The sequence below is a fragment of the Dactylosporangium sp. CA-139114 genome (assembly GCF_050955725.1).
GTDB lineage: Bacteria > Actinomycetota > Actinomycetes > Mycobacteriales > Micromonosporaceae > Dactylosporangium.
Map to the genome: position 1 here is coordinate 711,050 of NZ_CP192080.1, position 19,621 is coordinate 730,670.

Here is a 19,621-nt window from a genome sequence, read left to right on the forward strand (position 1 = left end):
CCTCCGGCTAGATTGATCGCATGACCCCCTCGACTCCGGTGCGCCGCGCCGACCGATTGGCCCCGGACCAGGTGGAGCAGGTGCTGGCCCTCATGCGGGCGGCCGGCGACACCGACGGCGCGCTACCGCTGTCCGAGCACGTGGTGCTGCACCTGCAGCACGGGGGTGAGGCGCCCGCGGTGCACCTGCTGGCCCTTGACGACGCGCAAACCGTGGTCGGCTATGCCCACGTGGACACGACCGACGAGGTCGAGGGCGCGTCGGCGGAGCTCGTCGTGCACCCGCTGCACCGCCGGCGCGGGCTCGGGCGCGCGCTGGTCACCGCGGCGATGGAGGTCGCCGACGAGCGCGACGGCGGCCGGCTGCGGCTGTGGGCGCACGGGGACCACCCGTCGGCGTCGGCGCTGGCCATCCGCCTGGGCTTCGACCGGGTCCGGGTGCTGCTGCAGCTGCGGCGCTCGCTCTTCGCGCCGCTGGACGAGGTCGTGCTGCCGGAGGGCGTACGGCTGCGAGCCTTCGAACCCGGCCGGGACGACGAGGCCTGGCTCGCCCTGAACGCGGCCGCGTTCGCCGAGCACCCCGAGCAGGGCAAGTGGACCCTGGAGGACCTGCACGTCCGGCTCCGCGAGCCCTGGTTCTCCGCGGCCGGCTTCCTGCTGGCCGAGCGCGAGTCCGACGGCTCGCTGCTCGGCTTCCACTGGACCAAGGTCCACGGCGAGCAGCACACCGACTCCCACGAGGAGGGTGAGGCGCATGCGCACGAGCCGATCGGTGAGGTCTACGTTCTCGGCGTTGCCCCGGGCGCGCACGGCGGCGGCCTCGGCCGGGCGCTGACCCTGGCCGGGCTCTGGCACCTGCGCAATCAGCGACTCGCCCAGGTCATGCTCTACGTGGACGAGAGCAACACCCGTGCCGTCGCGCTCTACCAGCGGCTCGGCTTCGTCCGCTGGTCGAACGACGTGTCCTTTCAGCGCGCCCTGTGAACGCCCCCGGCCCGGTGCCCGCACACGCCGTGTAACGGTGATCACGGGATAAAAGCGGACACCGGGCGTCACTGCCGGGCAGTTCACCCGATGGCCAACCAGCCTCCGACCAGCCGTCATCTGCGGAGCGTGACCTGTTCACCCCGCGTTCACCCTTCTCCAGAGGCGTGTTTCCCTGCCCCTTTTAGCGTCCCTTGCAGTCGACGACGTGCGTCGGCCTTCCGGCTACCTCCCCCAGGGAACCGGAAGACGGGTTACATCCCGACGAAGGGACCGCAGTGAACTTCAAGCGGCACGGCCTCATCGCCGGCATCGCGCTCACCGCGACGCTCGCGCTCGCCGCGTGCGGCTCGGACAACAACGAACCCTCGAGCTCGGCGGCGGGTGGGGCCTCCGGTGGCACCGGCAGCTCCGTCTCGTGCGCGAGTGGCACCCTTACTGCGCAGGGCTCCAGCGCCCAGGGCAACGCCATGGCCGAGTGGGCGAAGGCCTACCAGCAGAAGTGCTCCGGCGCCCAGGTCAACTACCAGGCGACCGCCTCGGGCGCGGGCATCACGGCGTTCCAGGGCGGCACGGCCGACTTCGCCGGCTCCGACTCCTCGCTCAAGGCCGGCGACGAGCAGACCAAGGCGGCGGCCCGCTGCGGCGGCGCCCCGGCGCTCAACCTGCCGATGGTGACCGGCCCGATCGCGGTCGCCTACAACCTCGACGGTGTCAAGGACCTGCAGCTCAAGCCGGAGACCATCGCGAAGATCTTCGCGGGCACCATCAAGACCTGGGACGACGCCGCCATCAAGGCCGACAACCCGGGCGCCACGCTCCCGTCGACCGCGATCCTCGCCGTCCACCGCGGTGACTCCTCCGGCACCACGGAGAACTTCACCAACTACCTGACCGCGACCGCGCCGGGCGTCTGGACCTACGGCAAGGACAAGGTCTGGAAGGCTCCGGGCGGCTCGGGCGAGCAGAAGTCCGACGGTGTCGCCGGCGCGATCAAGAAGACCGCGGGCGCCATCGGCTACGTCGAGTGGTCGTTCGCCAAGACCAACACCCTGTCGACCGCCAAGGTCTTCAACGGCGCCGGTGAGTACACCGCGCTGACCGGTGAGGCGGCGGGCAAGACCATCGCGGGCGCCAAGATCACCGGTAGCGGCGACGACCTCGCGATGACGATCGACTACTCCACCAAGGAGGCCGGGGCCTACCCGATCGTCCTGGTGACCTACGAGATCGTCTGCAGCAAGGGCAACGCGGCCGACAAGCTGAAGCTGCTGCAGGGCTTCCTCGGCTTCACGTCCAGCAAGGATGGCCAGGCGCAGCTCGACAAGCTGGGCTACGCCCCGCTGCCCGAGACGGTTCGCGCGAAGGTCGAATCCTCCGTCAAGAACCTGGCCTGACAGGAAGCATCGTTGAGCCAGACGACTCTGCCCGCCACCTCCGCCGGTTCGCCCGGCGGGGGCGGCGGTCTTCCGCCGCGCAAGCGGTTCAGCGCAGACATGCTCTTCCGCGCGACCGCGACGGCCGCCGGCTCGATGGTGCTCGTCATCATCGCGGCCATCGCCATCTTCCTGCTCGTCAAGGCGATCCCGGCCATCAGCAAGGACACCGAGAACTTCCTCACCTACAAGGACTGGTTCACCGACGGCGACCAGCCGAAGTTCGGTGTCGCGGCGACCGCCTTCGGCACCGTGCTGACCGCCGTCATCGCGCTGCTCCTGGCCGTTCCGGTGGCCCTGGGCATCGCGCTGTGCCTGTCGCACTACGCCCCCCGGCGGGTCGCCACCACCCTGAGCTTCGTCATCGACCTGCTCGCGGCGGTCCCGAGCGTCGTGTTCGGTCTGTGGGGTCGTGACTCCTTCTACGAGCCCATCGCCGACTTCAGCAAGTGGCTGCACGACGTGGCCGGCTGGATCCCGATCTTCGGCAGCAACGGCCCCTACGGCAAGTCGGTCCTGCTGGGCTCGGTCGTGCTGGGCATCATGATCCTGCCGATCGTCACCTCCCTGTCCCGCGAGGTGTTCCTGCAGACCCCGCCGGAGAACCAGGAGGCGGCGCTCGCGCTCGGCTCGACCAAGTGGGAGATGATCCGCACCGCGGTCCTGCCCTACGGCCGCGCCGGGATCATCGCCTCCGTCATGCTCGGCCTCGGCCGCGCGCTGGGCGAGACGATCGCGCTGGCCCTGACCCTCGGCAGCGTCTTCGCCGTGAACTTCGACCTGCTCGGCCCCGGCGGCGTCACCATCGCCTCCAACATCGCCAGCCGGTTCGGCGAGGCCGACGCCTTCGGCCGCAGCGCGCTCATCGCCTCCGGCCTCGTGCTGTTCGCCATCACGCTCGTCGTCAACATGGCCGCCCGCGCGATCGTGTACCGGCGCCGTGAGTTCGTGGGAGGCTCCGCGTAATGGCCGTCGAGACCCCCGTTCGCAGCCTGGGCGTGCAGGACGCGTCCCGGCTGAAGGCCAAGACCCTGCCCACGTGGTCGCCCTGGGCGGTCGCGGCGGCGGCGATCGTGCTGTCCTACGTCCTGATCAACCTCACCGGCGCCGGCGGCATGGTCCTCACCGGCGTGGTCGCGGCGGCGCTGTTCGTGGTCCTCATGGGGGTCGCGGCGGGCGTCGTCGAGGGCGGCCGGTCGGCGCGCAACCGCATGGCGACCGTGCTCATCTACGGCGCGTTCATCCTCGCCCTGCTGCCGCTGGTCTCCGTCGTGTGGACCCTGCTCGCCAAGGGCAGCGACCGCCTGGACGGCAACTTCTTCAACACGTCGATGAACAACATCGGCCCGTTCGACTCCAACGGCGGCGCGTACCACGCCATCATCGGCACGATCGAGCAGGCGGGCATCGCCACGCTCATCACCGTGCCGCTGGGCGTCCTGGGCGCGATCTACATCGTCGAGTACGGCCGCGGCTTCCTCGCCAACGTGATCCGCTTCTTCGTCGACGTCATGACCGGCATCCCGTCGATCGTGGCGGGCCTGTTCATCCTGTCGTTCTGGGTCTTCACGATCACGCCGCTCTACAGCTCCGACGGCTTCGCCCACTACTCGGGCTTCGCCGCCGGCCTCTCGCTGAGCGTGCTCATGCTGCCGACCGTCGTGCGCTCCAGCGAGGAGATGCTCCGGCTCGTGCCGACGGCGCTCCGCGAGGGCTCCTACGCCCTCGGCGTGCCGAAGTGGAAGACGATCCTCAGCATCGTGCTGCCCACCGCCGGCCCCGGCATCGTCACCGGCGTCATGCTGGCCGTGGCCCGGGCCTGTGGCGAGACCGCTCCGGTCCTGCTCGTGGCCGGCGGCGCCTCCGCCATCAACTTCAACCTGTTCGACGGCAACCAGTCGTCCCTGTCGCTGTTCGTCTACCAGCAGGCCGGCGTCGCCTCGCAGTTCGCTCCGGGACGGGCCTGGACGGCGGCGCTCACCCTGGTCGTTCTCGTGCTGGTCCTCACCGTCGCGGCGAAGCTGCTCGCCCGCCGCAACAAGCTCGCCCGATAATCACTGGAGCGCCAACATGGCAAAGCGGATCGAAGCCCACGGCGTCACCTCGTACTACGGTTCGTTCAAGGCGATCGACTCCGTGTCGATGACGATCGAGCCCAAGTCGGTCACCGCGCTGATCGGCCCGTCGGGTTGCGGCAAGTCCACGTTCCTGCGGTCGATCAACCGCATGCACGAGGTCCTGCCCAACGCGCGGATCGAGGGCCAGCTCCTGATCGACGGGCAGAACATCTACGACCGCGACGTCGACGTCACGGCCGTGCGCCGCATGATCGGCATGGTCTTCCAGCGGCCGAACCCCTTCCCGACGATGTCGATCTTCGAGAACGTCGTCGCGGGCCTGCGCCTCAACGGCGTGCGCAAGAAGTCGGTGCTGGAGGAGGTCGCGGAGAAGGCGCTGCGCGGCGCCAACCTCTGGGACGAGGTCAAGGACCGGCTCGCCCGCCCCGGCGCCGGCCTCTCCGGCGGTCAGCAGCAGCGGCTCTGCATCGCCCGCACCATCGCGGTCGAGCCGCAGGTCGTGCTGATGGACGAGCCCTGCTCGGCCCTCGACCCGATCTCCACGCTCGCGATCGAGGACCTGATCACCGAGCTGAAGAACCAGTTCACGATCGTCATCGTCACGCACAACATGCAGCAGGCGGCCCGCGTCTCGGACCGCACCGGCTTCTTCTCGATCGACAAGACCGGGGAGCCGGGCCGGCTCATCGAATACGACGACACCGCGAAGATCTTCACCAACCCCTCGGTGAGGAAGACCGAGGACTACATCACCGGCCGCTTCGGCTAGGCCGGTCGGGTCGCATCAGGGGGTAGGGCGGATGGCGTCGGCCGGGTCCCGGTCCGGCGCCGCCGCCAGCGCCGCCGCGATGCCGCCCGCCGAGAACTCGGCCAGCTCCAGCAGGGTGTGACGGGTCGGCGGCAGCATCGTGTAGCGGCCGTCGGCCGCCTCGGCCGGCGAGCACCACACGGTGGCGTCGGCCTCGCCGCCCACGTCCCGGGTCACCTGGCCCTCGGGCAGCTGGGCGAGGAAGAAGTACGTGTCGAAGCGCCGGGGCTCGAACTCCGGCGTGACCCAGCGCGACCACGGGACCAGCAGGTCGCTGCGCAGGACGAGCCCGTTGCGGCTGAGGAACTCCGCGAAGCCCAGCTCCCGGGCGATCAGCGCCAGCCGCGCATCCTCCCAGTCCGGCCCGCTCACGTCGCCGACGACGGTGTCCGCGTCGGCGCCGGCCAGCAGCACGCCGGACTCCTCGAACACCTCGCGCACGGCCGCGCAGACCACCGAGCGGGCCACCGACTCCTCCAGCCGCAGGCGCGCCGCCCACTCGGCCGGGGCCGGCCCGGCCCAGCCCGGCAGCACGGACGCGTCGCGCGGGTCGACGCCCCCGCCCGGGAAGACGTACATCGAGGCCGCGAACGCCATCGTCGCCACCCGGCGCAGCAGGTAGGCCTCGAACGGCTCCCGCAGCAGCACGACGGTGCTGGCCAGGCGCGGCTCGGGCGCCTGCCTGCCCGACGCGGCGAACTCGCGGGCCATCTCGGCCATGCGGGGCGGAAGCTTGAACTCGACCATGAAGCTACGTTAAGGCCGCAGCGATGCAACAGGCCTCATGGGGTCGCTTCGTGGCCCGGGCGGCCGTGGGTGCGGCGCCGCTCCTTCATCTCCGCCTCGAACAGGTGTCGGCGGCCCCCGGCCAGCTGCTCCCGGGCCTGCCGGTCGAGCTCCTTGAACAGCGCGTAGTACCCGTCGTCGAAGTCCTCCACCAGCTGGAACGTCCACCGCCCGGCGATCACGTTGCGCCCGACGAGCTCCTGGCGCACCCGGTCGGCCAGGTCCCCGTGCCCCGCCGTGCGCAGCAGGTCCACGGCGTCGTCGAGCATCAGGTCGGCGTGCCCGATGAGCTGGTGCAGGTCGTAGAGGCGGCCCCGGGCCCGCTCCACGGTCTCGAGGGCCTCGCTGAGCTTGCCCAGCGCCTCGACCGTCCGGTCGGAGACGCCGTCGGGGCGGGTGTGCGCGGCATCCGGGCCGCTCGCGTCGCGGTTGTTCATGACTTCAGTACATACCCACCTAAGCTACGGCCATGAGTGATCGCATCCGTTGGGGCATTCTGTCGACCGGCTCCATCGCCGCCACGTTCGCCGAGGACCTCCGGCTGCTGCCGGACGCGGAGCTGGCCGCGGTGGGGTCCCGCACCGCCGAGTCCGCCGAGCGCTTCGCGTCCGCGCACGGCGCCGCCCGGGCCCACGGCTCGTGGCAGGCGCTCGTCGAGGACCCCGGGGTGGACGCGATCTACGTCGCCACGCCGCACAGCGCGCACTACGAGGCCTCGATGCTGGCGCTGCGGGCCGGCAAGGCGGTGCTGTGCGAGAAGCCGTTCACGCTCGCCGTCGCCGAGTCCGAGGAGATGGTGGCGACCGCGCGCGAGTCCGGGGTCTTCCTCATGGAGGCCATGTGGATGCGCTGCATCCCGGCGATCCGCAAAATGGCCGAGCTCGTGCGCGACGGGGCGATCGGTGACCCGGTCTCGGTCCACGCCGACTTCGGCATGCAGGGACCGTTCCCGGAGACCTCGCGGCTGCGCGACCGGAAGCTGGGCGGGGGAGCGCTGTACGACGTCGGGATATACCCGGTGACGTTCGCGCACCTGTTCCTGGGCGTCCCGGCCGCGGTGCGGGCCTGGGCCCGGATGAGCGCCGGCGGCGTGGACGAGAACACGGGAGTGCTGCTGGGGTACGACTCCGGCGCCATCGCCGCCCTGACCTGCTCGCTGCTCGGGGACACCGCCCGGACCGGCACCGTCACGGGCACCCTCGGGCGCATCGACGTGCGTCGCGACTTCTTCCACCCGCACGGGTTCACCCTCTGGCGCCAGGGCGAGACGGAGGAGTTCGACCTGCCGTACGAGGGCAAGGGCTACCAGTTCGAGGCGGCCGAGGTGCAGCGCTGCCTGCGCGAGGGGCTGCTCGAGAGTCCCGTGGTCCCGCTCGGCGAGACGCTGGACATCCTGCGGCTGCTGGCGGAAATTTCCGGACTTATCGGACTTGACTATTCAAGCTGAGGACTGAACGGGGCGGACGCGGCGTCCCGCCCCCGCTACGGTGCGGCGTATGGCTCAGGAGCTCCGGGCCGACCCGGACGCATTGATGACGCTCGCCGCCGCCTGCCTGGCCGCGGCCGACACGCTCGGCGAGCACTACCGCACCGGGCTGGGTGAGCTGACCCTGCCCGCCGACGCCTTCGGGGACACCCGGGCGGCGGCGGCGCTGGCCGGCACCGCCGCCGCGATCGGCGCCCAGGCCCAGAAGGCCGTCTCGGCACACGTCGACATCCTCGAGGAGGATGCCGACGCGCTGCTGCAGACGGCCTTCGCGTATCTGGCCGCCGACCGGCAGGCCGCCCAGACCGTGGGCAACGCGCGGCGAGCGCCGCTCTGACGCAACGACACACGGGGGATCTTCATGGTGCAGACGGTTGAGTCGTCCGCCGTCACGGTGGACGACATCTGGGACCTGGCCGCGCGGCCCGAGCTGCTCGGGCGGGCCGCGACGGCCTGGCGGGCGGTCGGCGCCGACGTGCGCGCCGCCCAGGACAGGCTCGGCGGCGCCGCGGCCCGGGTCGTCGGCGGCGACTGGGAGGGCGAGGCCGCCGACGGATTCCGCAGGCATTGGCGGCAGTACGGCGACTGCCTGAACGACCTCGACAACGTCCTCGGGGACACCGCCACGGCGCTGGACGGCGCGGCGGCCCTGCTGCGCGGCGGGCAGAACCAGCTCGCCGACGCGTTCGCCCGCGCCGCCGCGGTGCCGCACCGGCGCGGCGGCGGAAGCGTCACGTTCACGCCGGCCGACGCGGCCCAGGCCGAGACGGTCCGCGCCGCGATCGCCGAGGCCGGCGAGATCCGGGCCGACCTCGAGCAGGGGCTGGCCGCCCAGCGCTCGGCACTCGCCGGGGCGCGGGCCCGCTGGGAGGTGCTCGCCGCGGTCTGGGCCCCCGTCATCGGCCGGACGTTCACGGCCTGGACCCCGCCCCCGGCCGCCGGCGGAGTCGACGCGCACCTGATCGGCGACCTCTTCATGGTGCAGGCGACCGGCGCCGCGGACCACGTCGTGGTCGAGGACGGTCACGTGATCGTCAACGGCCGGCGGCTCGCCATCCCGCCCGGCGCCCGGCTCGTGCTGCGCACCGGCGACGGCGACGACACCGTCACGGTCGGCGGCACCGCCGGCGTGACCGTGCTCGGCGGCGACGGCGACGACCGGATCGGCGGCGGCTCCGGCGACGACGTGCTCATCGCCGGGATGGGCGTGGACACGGTCAGCGGCGGGGCGGGCGCGGACCGGGTCAGCCTCGGCGCCATGGTGACCGCGACCCAGACGCCGCCGAAGGGCGCCACCGAGCGGGCCGACCTGGGCGACGGCGACGACCGGCTGTGGGGCAGCCAGGGCGCCGACATCGCCGACGGCGGGGCCGGGGCCGACCTGCTCTTCGGCGGCGAGGGCGCCGACCGGATCGGCGGCGGGGCCGGCGACGACGTCCTGGCCGGCGGCGGGGACGACGACCGGCTCCTCGGCGGGGACGGCTTCGACCTGCTCGACGGCGGCGACCACCGCGACTACCTCGACGGCGGCGCCGGCGACGACCGGCTCGACGGCGGCCGCGGCGACGACACGCTCTACGGCGGCGACGGCTCCGACGCGCTGCGCGGCGGCGAGGGCGCCGACTTCGCCGACGGCGGCACCGGTGACGACCTGGTCGCCGGGGAGGACGGCGCCGACGTGCTCTCCGGCGGCCGCGGCGACGACCGGATCGACGGCGGCGCCGGCGACGACGTGCTCTACTCCGGCGCCGGGCGCGACGCGGTGACCGGCGGGGCCGGCGCCGACACGCTGCACGGGCAGGGCGACGACTCCGCCGCCGGGGTCGAGCGGATGACCGCGACCGGGGACGACGACCTGACCGGGTTCATCACGGTCGGCGGCGACGCGCAGTACCAGGCCCGGGTGCGCGCCGACCTCGACCTGCTCACCGCCTCGCCCGCGGGCCGGGCGATGCTCGCCGACCTGCGGGCTTCCGGGCAGCGGTTGTTCATCGAGCCCCTCGACGAGCTCAACGGCCACGCGAGCTACGACGACGGCGTGCCGGTCATCACGTACAACCCGGCCTACGACGCCCGCACCCCGGTCACGACGCTGTTCCACGAGATGGCGCACATCTACGACTACGAGCACGACACCGACGACGGCGCCGCCTACGACCAGGGCAGCGGGCCCGACCACCAGTACCCGGGCGGGCCGGCGGTGCCGAACTTCGAGCGCCAGGCGGTGGGGCTGCCGATCGACGACGACGGCGACCCGGCCACGCCCGACCGCATCGACCCGGACCACCCGCTGCTGTTCACCGAGAACGGCCTGCGCGGCGAGATGGGCCTCGGCGACCGGCAGCGGTACGGCTCGGCCTAGAACAAGGCGTGGGTCAGCAGGTAGGTCACGATCGCGATGACCCCGGCGGCCGGGAACGTCAGCACCCAGGCGATCACGATGTTCCCGGCCACCTGCCAGCGCACCGCCGACAGGCGCTTCGTCGCGCCGACGCCCATGATGGCCGAGGTGATGCTGTGCGTGGTCGAGATCGGCAGGCCCAGCTGCGAGGTGGTGAACAGCACGCCGGCCGCGACCGTCTCGGCCGCGAAGCCCTGCGGCGGGTCGAGGTCGATCACCTTGCGGCCCAGGGTGCGGATGATGCGCCAGCCGCCCGAGTAGGTGCCGAGGGCCAGCACCGTCGAGCAGGCCAGGAACACCCACTCCGGGATGTCCTTCTTGTCGGCGTGGTAGCCGCCGGTGTAGAGCGCGAGCACGATGATGCCCATCGTCTTCGCGGCGTCCTGCATGCCGTGGCCGACCGCCATCGCCGCCGCCGAGACCGTCTGCGCGCGGCGGAAGCCGCGGCCGAGCACCCGGGGGTTCGCGCGCCGGAACGTCCACATGATGGCGATCATGAGCAGGCCGCCCAGCAGGAAGCCGACCAGCGGCGAGGCGACCATCGGCACCAGGACCTTGTCCACGATGCCGGACCAGAGCACCTTCGCGTCGAGGCCGAACCACACGGCGCAGATCGAGGCCCCCACCAGGCCGCCGAACAGCGCGTGGGAGGACGAGGAGGGCAGCCCGAAGTACCACGTGATGAGGTTCCAGGCGATGGCGCCGACGACGCCGGCGAAGACGATGCCCAGCCCGCCCAGGCCGGTCGGCGGGTCGATGATGCCCCCGCCGACCGTCGCGGCGACGTGGCCGCCCAGGTGCGCGCCGATGAAGTTGCCGAGCGCGGCCATGATCAGCCCGGCGCGCGGGGTGAGCGCGCGGGTCGACACCGAGGTGGCGATGGCGTTGGCGGCGTCGTGAAAGCCGTTGGTGTAGTCGAAGACCAGCGCCACCACGATGACGGCGAGGACTGCGACGAGCTGTGCGCTGATGGCTACGACTCCTTGACCACGATGGTCTCGACCGTGTTGGCCACGTGCTCGAACGCGTCGCAGGCCGCCTCGAGCTCGTCGACGACCTCCTTCATCTTGAGCACGGTCAGCGCGTCGTACTCGCCGGAGAAGAGGCGGACCAGCGCCATGCGGTACGCGCTGTCGCCGTCGTTCTCCAGGCGGTTGCACTCCACCCAGTAGGGCTCCAGGTCCTTCATGGACTTCAGGCGGGGCATGGCGTCGGCGGTGAGCCGCGACTGCTGGTCGAGCACCTTCACGATCTCGTGGATCTCGCGGGGCAGCGACGGGAGCTTGGTGAGGCCGTAGAGGTACAGCAGGCTGCCCACCGCCTCCAGGTGGTCCATCACGTCGTCGAGCAGCGATCCGAGGCGATAGATGTCCTCGCGGTCGAAGGGCGTGATGAAGCTGGAGTTGATCTTTTTGTACAGCGCATGCGTGATCGCGTCGCTGTCGTGCTCGACCTCGACGAGCCGCTCGCTGATCGACTGCACGTCCGCCCCGGGCAGGGCGAGCTCGGAGAGCAGATCCGTGCCCTTGACGAGGTTCTGCGCCGCGCGGCTGAAGAACTCGTAGAACGAATCGTCGCTAGGACGCAGCCTGAACCGCACAGTCGACCTCGTTACCTCTTCGAAGGAAACCCCGTACCCCTGAAGCGTGAATGTTAAGGGCACGCCATCGGGTCGTCGCAGTGAGATCCCTCGCACGCTGGGCGTTCATTTCCTGTTTACCTTGAGTTCACCTCTGGCGCCGTGGCGTACCGGACCGGTGCCGCACGGTGCTTGTAGGTCCGCTGGACCGGCTTGCGCAGGAAGCGGGCGAGCGCGCCCCGGTGCCGGCTGGCGATCACGTCGACCTCGGCCGCGCGCATCTCCCGCCAGAACGCGTTGCGCACCGGCCGGGGCCCGTCGGGCACGTCGGCGAACCGCACGCGCCGCCCGTCCGCGTGCGCCGCGCGCACGAGCGAGCGCAGGATGTGCCGCGCCTCGGCCGGGAACTCGGGCCACTCCTCCTGCGCGTCGAACCCGAGCCGGGTCGCGAGCGACTCGGTGACGAACGGCGCTACCCCGGCGGGCAGGCCGCCCGGCTCCAGATCGCTGAAGCGCCCTTCGAGGAAGGCGTATCGCTCGTACGCCCCCAGCAGGTCGGCCCGCGACCAGTACGCCCCCGTGAGCACGACGGTGATCGCGCCGGGCACCACCCGCCCGCCCAGGAACTGCGTGAGGATCGCCGCGTGCGGGCGCAGGAGCCGGTCGAGCGTCTCGTACTCGCGGCCGTCGGCCCGGGTCACGCCGGTCTCCGGGTCCGGCTCCGGTTCGGCGCGCACCATGAGCAGGAACGGCTCGGCCCGCCGCGCGTGCACCCGCCCGAGCGGATTGCCGGCGACGCGGGTCGCGAGCGGGGTGAGCACGGCCTGCTCGAACGTGGGCGCGGGCTCCCCGGGCGGCATCGCGCAGGTGAGCCGCAGCGTGGGGGTGGTCGTGTCCGGGTCGATGCGCACCCCGACCTCGACGCCGGCGAAGCCCGCGCGGGCGGCCGTGGCCGCGGGGTCGACGGGCCCGTCGAGCGCGACGAAGAGCCCGTTGGCGAGATACGGCCGGCCGCGGCGAACCCGGGAGGCGGCGATCGCGCCCACCACCGCACACGTCGCCAGCCCGGCGAGTCCAGCGGCGACGGTCGCCAGGGCGTTGTCCATGGGAAAAATGGTACTTAACGTGCATTTCGCCCGCGCGTGAACGGCTCGAATCTTCGACTGCTGTGGCGTGGCCTTCCCACTTCCGGGCCGCTGGTCGCGCTCATCGCGCAACGGTGAGCGCCCGCGATCCGTTCACGTGACCTCGTCCAGCCACCGGTGGTACGCCGTGCCGAAGGGCTCCACTCGCCCGCTCACGGCCCCCACCAGCCAGTCCGCGCTCGCCAAAGCCGAGGTCACGACGTCGGCCGGATACTGGTAGCGCACCTGATGCACCGCGAACTCGTCCTCGTCCAGGAGGCTGACGTCGCCGTTACGCCGTCGGCGCACGTCCAGATCCAGGTCGATCGCGGTCACCTCGGTGGGCGTCGGCCAGTGCGGCACGCTCGTGACGTCGCAGTAGATCTCGGTGCGGGCGGGTTCGGCGTTGAAGCAGGCCGTCCACCAGGTCTGGCGCGGGAAGAGCAGCACGTGCGGCGCGTCCGGGAGACCCTTGAGCGTGGCTCCTTTGTAGATCCGCGTCGTCGCGTCGGCGCCGAGCCAGACGCCGTGCTCGTCCTCGCCCAGGTACTGCGTCTCGTAGTTCCAGTGGAGCGAGCCGTCGTACTTGCGATACACGACCCGGATGCGTTTCATGACGCCCACGGTACCGACCGGGTGCGCCGGCGAATTCTGTCGTACACAAGCGGTAGCCTGCGGACCGTGACAGCCACCCCTCAAGCCCGCCGCCCCAAGCCGGAAGTGATCGATCTGCTCGCCGCGGCCGTCGGCGCGGTGCCGGACGGTGCCGAGCGCCCGGGCCAGCAGAGCATGGCGAAGGCGATCACGGCCGCGGTGGAGAAGGAGGAGCACCTGCTGGTGCAGGCGGGCACGGGCACGGGCAAGTCGCTGGCATACCTGGTGCCGTCCCTGCTCGTCGACGGGCCCGTGGTGATCTCGACGGCCACGCTCGCCCTGCAGTCGCAGCTCGTCGACCACGATCTGCCGCGTCTGGCGGACGCGGTCGAGCCGGTGCTGGGGCGCCGGCCGACCTACGCGGTGCTCAAGGGCCGCCACCACTACGTCTGCCTGGCGCGGCTGGAGGGCACGTCCGCCGACGAGCCCGAGGATGCGCTCTTCGACGTCGGCGAGGCCCGGCCCACGAAGTGGCTCGGCGAGGCGGGCCGGCTCGGCAAGCACATCGAGCGGCTGCGCGGGTGGGCGATGGAGACCGAGACCGGGGACCGCGACGAGCTCGACCCGGGCGTGGACGACGCGGCCTGGAAGCTGGTGTCGATGCCGGCGCGCGAGTGTGTCGGGGCGCAGCGGTGCCCATATGGTGCGGAGTGCTTCGCCGAGGCGAGCCGCAGCCGGGCGCGCGAGGCGGACATCGTGGTCACCAACCACAGCCTGCTCGCCGTGGACATGCTCACCGGGCGCCAGATCATCCCCCCGCACCAGCTGCTCGTCGTCGACGAGGCCCACGAGCTCGCCGACCGCGTGAGCTCCGCCTCGCAGGCCGAGCTCACGCCGGAGACGCTGGAGCGGGCCGCGCGGCGGTGCCGGGCCTACGTCGACGACGACGTGGCCGATCGGCTCATGGAGGCCGGCGACCTGCTCACCGTCGCGCTCGCCGAGGTGCCCGCGGGCCGGGTCGTGGGGGCGCTGCCGACGGTGGTCGCCGAGGCGCTCACGCTGCTCGACGCGGGCGGGCGCAAGGCGCTCGACGCGATCGGCGAGGTGCGCGCCGACGATGCCGACCCGGTGCGCAAGCAGCAGGCCAAGACGATGATCGGCGATCTCGTGAAGGTCGCCCAGCGCATGATCGCCAACGCCGAGCACGACGTCATCTGGATCGAGCGCGACGAGCGCAGCCGCCGGGCCGTGGTCATCGCGCCGCTGTCGGTCGCGGGGACGCTGAGCAGTCACCTTTTCAGCGAACGAACCGTCGTGGCCACCTCCGCCACGCTCGCCCTCGGCGGCCAGTTCGAGACGGTCGCCCGCTCCCTCGGCCTGCCCATCGCCGTCGAGCGCCCGCCGGCCGCGGCCACCCCCGCCCAGGAGGCGCGCGAGACGGTCGTGCGGGCCGACGAGGCGCGGGACACGGCCGGGCTCGCCTGGAGCTCGCTGGACGTCGGATCGCCGTTCGACTATGCCAAGCAGGGCATTCTGTATGTCGCGGCGCACCTTCCGAAGCCGCAGACCTCGGGCCTGTCCGAGCCCGCCGCGAACGAGATGGTGGAGCTGGTGCAGGCGCTCGGGGGCCGGGCCCTGGGCCTGTTCTCGTCACGCAAGGCGGCCGAGCGCGCCGCGGAGGTGCTGCGGGCCCGCACGCCGGGGATCACGATCCTCCTGCAGGGCGAGGAGTCGCTGCCGATCCTCGTGCGCCGGTTCCGCGAGGACCGCAACAGCTGCCTGCTCGGCGTCATGTCCCTGTGGCAGGGCGTGGACGTGCCCGGCGACGCCTGCCAGCTGGTGATCATCGACCGGCTGCCGTTCCCGCGGCCCGACGAGCCGCTCTCGGCCGCGCGCTCCGACGCGGTGCAGTCGGCGGGCGGCTCCGGCTTCGCCGCGGTGAGCGTGCCGATCGCCGCGGTTCGCCTGGCCCAGGGCGTCGGGCGGCTGATCCGGTCGCGCGGGGACAGGGGCGTCGTGGCGGTGCTGGACTCCCGTCTGGAGCACGCGTCGAGCTACGGGCCGTTCCTGCGCCGGTCGCTACCCCCGTTCTGGTACACCACCAAGCCCGAAACCGTCCGCGGAGCCCTCCGCCGCCTGGCCGCCTCGTAGCCCGGCGCCGCCGATGTGGTGACCGGGCCGGGCCGGTCACCTCGGGCTGCCGGGGCGCAGCCTCGCCTTGCGCGGCAGGGTCAGGACCACGCCCAGCAGGAGCAGGCCGCACCCCACCTGTTCGAGCTTCAGCCAGACGGGGAACATCCCCGGCAGCGAGACGATGACGGTGATCGCGACCATCATGACGATCGCGATGATGCGCAGCCGGCGCACGTCTCCGCGCGCCGCCAGGACGTTGCACACCGCGGCGCTGAGCACGACGATCGTGCCCCGCACCCAGACCGCGTCGTTCACCAGGTTCGCGTGGTGCCGCAGCGCGTAGGCGACGCCGAGGGTCGCCAGGCTCAGGAGCAGGTAGGCGGCGGCGAGCAGCCGCGGGGTTCGTGTCATGCGGCTCAGCGTCGCGACCGGGGACCGTCAACCGCATCGGCGCAGGGGTAGAGGCGCGAGCTCCAACCCTGGATGGATGTGGATCGCCGGGGGGAGTGGATTCAATGGACGCCATGAGCACACCGGCGCAGGCCACGCTCGACTCGGCCCGGGCGCAGCGGGACGCCGTCGTGCGCTGGCTGCGGCCCCTGGCCCCGCTGATCATGCTCGTGGTCGTGTGGTCGGCGTGCACGTCCCAGCCGGGGCCGGGGCTGCGCGGACCGGGGCTGTGGGTGCTGCTCGCCCTGGCCGTGTTCGTCGTGGCCGGCGCCGGCGGGGTGCTGACGCTGCTGCGCTCGCCGCGGGCGCACGTGCCGTTCGTGGCGTTGCTGCTGGCCGCGTCCGCGACGCTGGCGTGGCTGCAGCCGGACGGCGCGGCCGTGGCCGGGATCTTCGTCGGAGTGTCGTTCCTGGCCCCCTTGCTGCGCGGGCACGTCTCGATCCCGATCACCGTGATCGCGCTGATACTGCTCGCCGTGGTGATCTCCTCGGCGCGCAAGGACTCGATCGTGAGCGCGCTGCTCGACGCGGTGATGGTCGGGGCGTTCTACGGCATGCTGGTCTTCGCCATCCGCCTCGCCGAGGCCAACGGGCAGGCGGAGCGGCTCGTCGAGGAGCTCGAGCGCGGCCGTGCGGCGCAGGCCGAGGCGGCGCGGCTCGCGGAGCGCCAGCACCTGGCCCGGGAGATGCACGACCTGCTCGCCCACTCGCTGTCGGGGCTGATGCTGCAGCTGGAGGGGGCGCGGCTGCTGGCCGTGCGCACGCCCGGCGACCCCCGGCTCCCGGCCGCGCTCGAGCGTGCCCAGCAGCTCGGCCGGGCCGGGCTGGACGAGGCCCGGCGCGCGATCGGCCTGCTGCGCGACGACGAGCTGCCGACGCTGTCCGAGCTGACCCGGTCCTTCGCCCGCGACCACGGTGTTCGCTGCGACTTCACGACCGACGGGGCCGAGCGGGAGCTGGAGTCGCCGGCTCGGCTCGCGGTGTACCGGGTCGCGCAGGAGGCCCTGACCAACGCCGCCCGGCACGCGTCCCCCACGCTGGTGACCGTGCGTCTGGAATACCTGCCGGCCACCGTACGGCTGACCGTCGAGGACATCGGCCCGCTCGCCGCGACTCCGAGCCCGGGCGCCGGCTACGGCCTGACCGGCATGCGCGAACGCGCCGAGCTCCTGGGCGGGACGCTCGACGCGGACCCGACCGACCAGGGCTTCCGCGTGCGGCTCGAGGTGCCGGCGTGAGCGCGGACCGGGAGAGGGCCGGCGTGAGCGGGGACCGGGACGCGACCGGCGTGAGCGCGGACCGGGATGCGACCGGCGTGAGCGCGGGCCGAGGGGCGATTCGCGTGGTCGTGGCCGACGACCAGCGCGTGGTGCGGGAGGGGCTCGCGCTCGTGCTCGGGCTGCTGCCGGACGTCGAGGTGATCGGGGCGGCCGGCGACGGGGCCGAGGCCGTCGGTCTCGCGGTGGCGCTGCGCCCCGACATCGTGCTCATGGATCTGCGCATGCCGCGCTGCGACGGTGTCGAGGCGACCCGCCGGCTGCGGGAGCAGGCGCCCGAGGTGCGCGTCGTCGTGCTCACGACCTACTCCGACGACCGCTCGGTGCTGGAGGCGCTGCGGGCGGGCGCCAAGGGGTACCTGACGAAGGAGGCCGGCGGCGAGGAGATCCGGGCCGCCCTGCGCCGCGTGCTCGACGACGGCGCCGCGCTCGACCCGGCGGTGCAGCACCACGTGCTCAACGCGCTCACGCGGGGCGAGCCGGCGCCGGCCGAGCCGGGGGAGCGGCCCGACGGGCTCACGCCGCGGGAGGCCGAGGTGCTGGGGCTCATCGCCGGCGGGCTCACGAACGGGCAGATCGCGGCGCGGCTGTTCATCAGCGAGGGCACGGTGAAGAGCCACGTCAATCACCTGCTCGCCAAGCTCGGGGTGCGCGACCGGGCGCAGGCGGTGGCCTACGCGTACCGCAACGGCCTGGCGCCCGGCGAGTAGACCCCCAACGCGACCCGGACGCCGGCGGTGGCCTACGCGTGCCTTCACGATGTGCCCGCGGCCGGCCCCGGTGCCGTAGACGAAGACCCGCGCCGGCACCGCAACGGCCTGGCGCCCGGCGAGTAGACCCCGACGCGACCCGGGCGCAGGCGGTGCCTACGCGTGCCGCAGCGGGCTGGCGTCCGGCGAGTAGGCTCCCAAGCCGTGGGTCAGCTGAGGACGACCGGGTCCGAGTTCGCGACGGGGCTGCGGCTGCTGGGCAAGGGTTTCGCGCGCTACGGGCGCAATCCCAAACTGCTCCTGCTGGGCGCCGTCCCGGCCGTCATCACGTGCGCGCTGTTCGGCGTGGCGTGGACGTTCCTGATCATCTACATCGATGACCTAGCCGCCGCGGCCACCGGGTTCGCCGACGACTGGGCGGGCTTCTGGCGCGGCGCGATCGAGTTCGGGGCGGGCGCCGCGATCCTCATCGCCGCCGCGCTGCTCTCCGCGCTCACGTTCACCGCGCTGACGCTGCTCATCGGCGACCCGTTCTACGAGATCATCTCCGAGAGGGTGGAGGACGGGCTCGGCGGGACGCCCGGGGCCGTGGACCTTCCGTGGTACCGCACCCTCTGGCCCAGCCTCGTCGACTCCCTCCGCCTGATCGCGCTGGGCGTGGTCCTCGCCGTCCCGCTGTTCCTGATGGGGTTCATCCCGGTCTTCGGCCAGACCGTCGTGCCGGTGCTGAACGCGATCGTCGGCGGCTGGCTGATCGTCGTGGAGCTCACCGGCATCCCGTTCAACCGGCGGGGGCTGCGCCTGGCCGACCGGCGCAAGGTGCTGCGGGCCAACCGCGCGCTCGCGCTCGGCTTCGGCATCCCGGTCTTCCTGGTGCTGCTGATCCCGGTGGTGGCGATCATCGTGATCCCGGCCGCGGTGAGCGGGGCGACGCTGCTGACCCGGCGCACGCTCGGGCTGAGCATCGACGACCAGCCGCAGCCGCCGGCGGGGCCGCCGCCGCTCAGGCCAGCAAGCCCCGCAGGAGAGTCGCGTCCCCGCTGACGAGCAGGGTGTCGAACGGCACGCGGCCCCACAGCGCCAGCGCCAGGTCGCTCGCGCTGCCGCTGGCCGTCGCGCGCTCGTGGTGCTCGTCGGAGTCGAGCAGGGTGTCGGTGTCGAGCAGCGCGATGCCGGCGCCGCGCAGCCGGACGTACCAGACCTGATCCGTGTCGGTGGCGTGCAGCGCGATCATGCCGGCCCGGTCGGTGGGCCCGCTGCGGCGCCCGGACGGGATCCAGGTGTCGAGCACCTCGGTGACGTTGTCGCTGGCCAGCCGCGCCTCGATCGGCTCGGCGAGCCCGCCCGCCATCTGCGCGTCCCAGCGGTGGATCGTCGTCTCGTGGGCCATGCGCCGGTGCCAGAAGGCGGCCTTCTTCGCCTGGGGCGCGAAGTTCCAGGCCGGCGTGTCCGGGTCGACGGCATCGAGGGTCGCGACGAGCTCGGTGAACGCGTCGGTCCAGGCCGTCGCCGCGTCCACGCCCTCGGGCAGCGGGTCGCTCGAGCGGGGCTCCGGCTTGTCGAGGGTCCCGCGGGCGATGTGTCCGGTGACGTACGAGTACACCTGACGCACATGCCACGCGAGATCCCCCAGGCTCCAGCCCGGACAGCTCGGCACCGGGGCGTCGAGGGGCGTGCCGCTGCTCAGGGCGGCGCGGAAGGCGTCGCCCTCGGTGCGCAGCGCGGTCAGCCAGATGTCCTTGGTGAGCTGAGGCTTGCTCATAGCCAACAAGATTA

Annotated in this window: 20 protein-coding genes; 12 read left to right on the forward strand and 8 right to left on the reverse strand. The window is 72.5% G+C overall.

From position 1 onward, the window contains the following. The first annotated feature begins 20 nt into the window (after positions 1-20). The 5 genes from mshD to pstB all read left to right on the forward strand — a co-directional run bounded on the left by mshD (position 21) and on the right by pstB (position 5,266). Positions 21-983, forward strand: coding sequence for a mycothiol synthase (gene mshD / locus ACQP2P_RS03245; protein WP_433613109.1), 963 nt, complete (start codon positions 21-23; stop codon positions 981-983). Positions 984-1,261: 278 nt separating this feature from the next. Next, the gene (gene pstS, locus ACQP2P_RS03250; RefSeq protein WP_433613111.1) at positions 1,262-2,380 is read left to right on the forward strand and encodes a phosphate ABC transporter substrate-binding protein PstS; all 1,119 of its coding nucleotides are present in this window, start codon (positions 1,262-1,264) and stop codon (positions 2,378-2,380) included. Positions 2,381-2,392: 12 nt separating this feature from the next. Then, positions 2,393-3,385 (forward strand): phosphate ABC transporter permease subunit PstC, encoded by a 993-nt coding sequence (pstC, locus tag ACQP2P_RS03255; RefSeq protein WP_433613113.1) that lies wholly within the window; start codon positions 2,393-2,395, stop codon positions 3,383-3,385. After that, positions 3,385-4,473: a phosphate ABC transporter permease PstA gene (gene pstA / locus ACQP2P_RS03260; protein ID WP_433613115.1), complete on the forward strand. Its 1,089-nt coding sequence runs from the start codon at positions 3,385-3,387 to the stop codon at positions 4,471-4,473. The genes pstC and pstA overlap by 1 nt, the downstream gene beginning before the upstream one ends. 16 nt (positions 4,474-4,489) lie before the next feature. Next, entirely contained in the window at positions 4,490-5,266 is a 777-nt protein-coding gene (pstB, locus tag ACQP2P_RS03265; RefSeq protein WP_433613117.1) for a phosphate ABC transporter ATP-binding protein PstB, read from the forward strand. A gap of 15 nt (positions 5,267-5,281) precedes the next feature. On the opposite strand, the gene ACQP2P_RS03270 is transcribed toward pstB, so the two are convergent. After that, the gene (locus ACQP2P_RS03270) at positions 5,282-6,052 is read right to left on the reverse strand and encodes an NUDIX hydrolase (RefSeq protein WP_433613119.1); all 771 of its coding nucleotides are present in this window, start codon (positions 6,050-6,052) and stop codon (positions 5,282-5,284) included. A 35-nt stretch (positions 6,053-6,087) separates the two neighbouring features. Beyond that, positions 6,088-6,528 carry a hypothetical protein gene (locus ACQP2P_RS03275; protein ID WP_433613121.1) on the reverse strand — a complete coding sequence of 147 codons (441 nt, stop codon included), beginning with the start codon at positions 6,526-6,528 and terminating at the stop codon, positions 6,088-6,090. Between the two features lie 32 nt (positions 6,529-6,560). Between ACQP2P_RS03275 and ACQP2P_RS03280 the strand changes: the two genes are divergently transcribed. Genes ACQP2P_RS03280 through ACQP2P_RS03290 form a run of 3 tightly spaced genes read left to right on the forward strand, consistent with a single transcriptional unit; the run spans position 6,561 to position 9,939 of the window. After that, positions 6,561-7,538 carry a Gfo/Idh/MocA family protein gene (locus ACQP2P_RS03280; RefSeq protein WP_433613123.1) on the forward strand — a complete coding sequence of 326 codons (978 nt, stop codon included), beginning with the start codon at positions 6,561-6,563 and terminating at the stop codon, positions 7,536-7,538. A gap of 49 nt (positions 7,539-7,587) precedes the next feature. Further along, the gene (locus ACQP2P_RS03285) at positions 7,588-7,914 is read left to right on the forward strand and encodes a hypothetical protein (protein ID WP_433613125.1); all 327 of its coding nucleotides are present in this window, start codon (positions 7,588-7,590) and stop codon (positions 7,912-7,914) included. 24 nt (positions 7,915-7,938) lie between these two features. Further along, positions 7,939-9,939, forward strand: a complete 2,001-nt coding sequence (locus ACQP2P_RS03290) for a M91 family zinc metallopeptidase (RefSeq protein WP_433613127.1) — start codon at positions 7,939-7,941, stop codon at positions 9,937-9,939. Here the strand turns inward: ACQP2P_RS03290 and ACQP2P_RS03295 are convergent. From ACQP2P_RS03295 to ACQP2P_RS03310, 4 genes are all read right to left on the reverse strand, one after another. After that, positions 9,936-10,949 (reverse strand): anion permease, encoded by a 1,014-nt coding sequence (locus tag ACQP2P_RS03295; protein WP_433618950.1) that lies wholly within the window; start codon positions 10,947-10,949, stop codon positions 9,936-9,938. The genes ACQP2P_RS03290 and ACQP2P_RS03295 overlap by 4 nt on opposite strands. A gap of 2 nt (positions 10,950-10,951) precedes the next feature. Then, on the reverse strand, positions 10,952-11,578 hold the full coding sequence (locus tag ACQP2P_RS03300; protein ID WP_433613129.1) for a DUF47 domain-containing protein: 627 nt from the start codon (positions 11,576-11,578) through the stop codon (positions 10,952-10,954). A 116-nt stretch (positions 11,579-11,694) separates the two neighbouring features. Next, positions 11,695-12,663, reverse strand: coding sequence for a hypothetical protein (locus ACQP2P_RS03305; RefSeq protein ID WP_433613131.1), 969 nt, complete (start codon positions 12,661-12,663; stop codon positions 11,695-11,697). Positions 12,664-12,795: 132 nt separating this feature from the next. Next, the gene (locus ACQP2P_RS03310) at positions 12,796-13,296 is read right to left on the reverse strand and encodes a DUF402 domain-containing protein (RefSeq protein ID WP_433613133.1); all 501 of its coding nucleotides are present in this window, start codon (positions 13,294-13,296) and stop codon (positions 12,796-12,798) included. A gap of 174 nt (positions 13,297-13,470) precedes the next feature. On the opposite strand from ACQP2P_RS03310, the gene ACQP2P_RS03315 reads away from it, so the two are divergent. Beyond that, positions 13,471-15,426, forward strand: coding sequence for an ATP-dependent DNA helicase (locus tag ACQP2P_RS03315; protein ID WP_433618952.1), 1,956 nt, complete (start codon positions 13,471-13,473; stop codon positions 15,424-15,426). 36 nt (positions 15,427-15,462) lie between these two features. Here ACQP2P_RS03315 and ACQP2P_RS03320 read toward each other — a convergent pair whose 3' ends face one another. Further along, entirely contained in the window at positions 15,463-15,819 is a 357-nt protein-coding gene (locus ACQP2P_RS03320) for a hypothetical protein (protein ID WP_433613135.1), read from the reverse strand. Positions 15,820-15,932: 113 nt separating this feature from the next. Between ACQP2P_RS03320 and ACQP2P_RS03325 the strand changes: the two genes are divergently transcribed. The 3 genes from ACQP2P_RS03325 (at position 15,933) to ACQP2P_RS03335 (ending at position 18,889) form a co-directional block, all read left to right on the forward strand. Then, entirely contained in the window at positions 15,933-17,096 is a 1,164-nt protein-coding gene (locus tag ACQP2P_RS03325) for a sensor histidine kinase (protein WP_433613137.1), read from the forward strand. Beyond that, a complete protein-coding gene (locus ACQP2P_RS03330; RefSeq protein WP_433613139.1) occupies positions 17,093-17,845 on the forward strand; it encodes a response regulator in 753 nt (250 codons plus the stop codon). The genes ACQP2P_RS03325 and ACQP2P_RS03330 overlap by 4 nt, the downstream gene beginning before the upstream one ends. Positions 17,846-18,049: 204 nt before the next feature. Then, positions 18,050-18,889, forward strand: a complete 840-nt coding sequence (locus ACQP2P_RS03335) for an EI24 domain-containing protein (RefSeq protein WP_433613141.1) — start codon at positions 18,050-18,052, stop codon at positions 18,887-18,889. Here the strand turns inward: ACQP2P_RS03335 and ACQP2P_RS03340 are convergent. Further along, a complete protein-coding gene (locus ACQP2P_RS03340; protein ID WP_433613143.1) occupies positions 18,849-19,607 on the reverse strand; it encodes a maleylpyruvate isomerase family mycothiol-dependent enzyme in 759 nt (252 codons plus the stop codon). The genes ACQP2P_RS03335 and ACQP2P_RS03340 overlap by 41 nt on opposite strands. Positions 19,608-19,621 lie beyond the last annotated feature (14 nt).

Excerpts from the sequence above, each read along its gene's own strand:
- mshD (WP_433613109.1), top strand. The coding sequence starts at position 21 with ATGACCCCCTCGACTCCGGTGCGCCGCGCCGACCGATTGGCCCCGGAC.
- pstA (WP_433613115.1), top strand. The coding sequence starts at position 3,385 with ATGGCCGTCGAGACCCCCGTTCGCAGCCTGGGCGTGCAGGACGCGTCC.
- pstB (WP_433613117.1), top strand. The coding sequence starts at position 4,490 with ATGGCAAAGCGGATCGAAGCCCACGGCGTCACCTCGTACTACGGTTCG.
- ACQP2P_RS03270 (WP_433613119.1), bottom strand. The coding sequence starts at position 6,052 with ATGGTCGAGTTCAAGCTTCCGCCCCGCATGGCCGAGATGGCCCGCGAG.
- ACQP2P_RS03275 (WP_433613121.1), bottom strand. The coding sequence starts at position 6,528 with ATGAACAACCGCGACGCGAGCGGCCCGGATGCCGCGCACACCCGCCCC.
- ACQP2P_RS03280 (WP_433613123.1), top strand. The coding sequence starts at position 6,561 with ATGAGTGATCGCATCCGTTGGGGCATTCTGTCGACCGGCTCCATCGCC.
- ACQP2P_RS03285 (WP_433613125.1), top strand. The coding sequence starts at position 7,588 with ATGGCTCAGGAGCTCCGGGCCGACCCGGACGCATTGATGACGCTCGCC.
- ACQP2P_RS03290 (WP_433613127.1), top strand. The coding sequence starts at position 7,939 with ATGGTGCAGACGGTTGAGTCGTCCGCCGTCACGGTGGACGACATCTGG.
- ACQP2P_RS03305 (WP_433613131.1), bottom strand. The coding sequence starts at position 12,663 with ATGGACAACGCCCTGGCGACCGTCGCCGCTGGACTCGCCGGGCTGGCG.
- ACQP2P_RS03310 (WP_433613133.1), bottom strand. The coding sequence starts at position 13,296 with ATGAAACGCATCCGGGTCGTGTATCGCAAGTACGACGGCTCGCTCCAC.
- ACQP2P_RS03315 (WP_433618952.1), top strand. The coding sequence starts at position 13,471 with ATGGCGAAGGCGATCACGGCCGCGGTGGAGAAGGAGGAGCACCTGCTG.
- ACQP2P_RS03320 (WP_433613135.1), bottom strand. The coding sequence starts at position 15,819 with ATGACACGAACCCCGCGGCTGCTCGCCGCCGCCTACCTGCTCCTGAGC.
- ACQP2P_RS03325 (WP_433613137.1), top strand. The coding sequence starts at position 15,933 with ATGAGCACACCGGCGCAGGCCACGCTCGACTCGGCCCGGGCGCAGCGG.
- ACQP2P_RS03340 (WP_433613143.1), bottom strand. The coding sequence starts at position 19,607 with ATGAGCAAGCCTCAGCTCACCAAGGACATCTGGCTGACCGCGCTGCGC.